This window comes from Vibrio sp. M260118, assembly GCF_036533755.1.
In the GTDB taxonomy this organism is placed as follows: Bacteria; Pseudomonadota; Gammaproteobacteria; order Enterobacterales; family Vibrionaceae; genus Vibrio.
Map to the genome: position 1 here is coordinate 1 of NZ_JATABG010000623.1, position 1086 is coordinate 1086.

Here is a 1086-nt window from a genome sequence, read left to right on the forward strand (position 1 = left end):
TGATTCAGCTCTGAATAAGTAAAACTGTGACTGATATAGAGCTCTTCGTCTATGAGAGTATGGGTGATTTGATAACCTTCTTCGTCTTCATGAAAATTAGCATCAAGTTTTGATACCAACTTTCTGGTGAAGTCCTTCAACGCAAAAATCTCTCCTTTGTCATTGACCACATTGTCTTCTTCATCAAAAATCACTGATTCCCCGGTATCCAAACCTATGGATAGCATTTCAATGATAGTTCGCACACTAACATCCATTGCGATAACACCACGAAACACGTCTTCGTCATCATAGAGAGGTGATGAGATGGTCAGCATAATCCCTTTACCGGCAGCATCGTTATACGGAGCAAACAACCTTCTTTCTCTTTCTGGATTGTTCTCCTCATTCATTGACGTCCACATGGCACTTGCATACACAGACTCAGAAACATGAAACTGTTCGACTCCGACCCGAGGAGTAAGGTAAATAAACTTATCACTGGAAATAATATAAGCCCACTCAATTGCGGGCTCTAGTACGATAGAACCCATTTGCGGTATTAAGTGCTTAACGACATCAAGATCTTTATTTTTTGCGAGAGTTTCTATGCTGACGTCATCCATAACAGATAAAGTCCCATAGGAGAGGTCATCAACCTTGTCTAGAACATGGCCTAAATCTAGCGTGTAAACTTTAAGCTCTGGGTAATGTTGAATATAAGGGGTAAGAGCGTCTGTATCGACGGTACTTTGATAGGAAAGATAAGCCAAGTTTGCAGTATTTCTGAGCGAAGTGACATTAAGCAGTAACATACTCAAATATCGAGATATGGTTTCGGTTCGACTTTCTAATGTCGCGACAGTCGACTCTTTAATGTTTTTTCTCTGTGCGTCAAAGGTAACAACCAATCCCACGAGGGTCACTACAGACACCGCAACTACAATAGATTTTTTCAATTTAAAGTATCTTCCTTGGCAATCAAAACATTTCCACAACCCTCTGTGAAAGCCCACACCAGTTTGAACTTTAAATTAAATTTTAGCTTAGATACTAAAAAACGCAGCAAGCGCTGCGTTTTATTAACCAGGTTACCAATATACTCTA

The 1086-nt window shown here is 39.9% G+C and carries 1 protein-coding gene; it reads right to left on the reverse strand.

Translation table 11 applies throughout. The annotated features are described in order from the left end of the window. A partial coding sequence (locus QTO00_RS20110) for a hypothetical protein (RefSeq protein WP_331426325.1) occupies positions 1-938 on the reverse strand: 938 nt, incomplete at its 3' end. Between the last annotated feature and the right edge of the window lie 148 nt (positions 939-1086).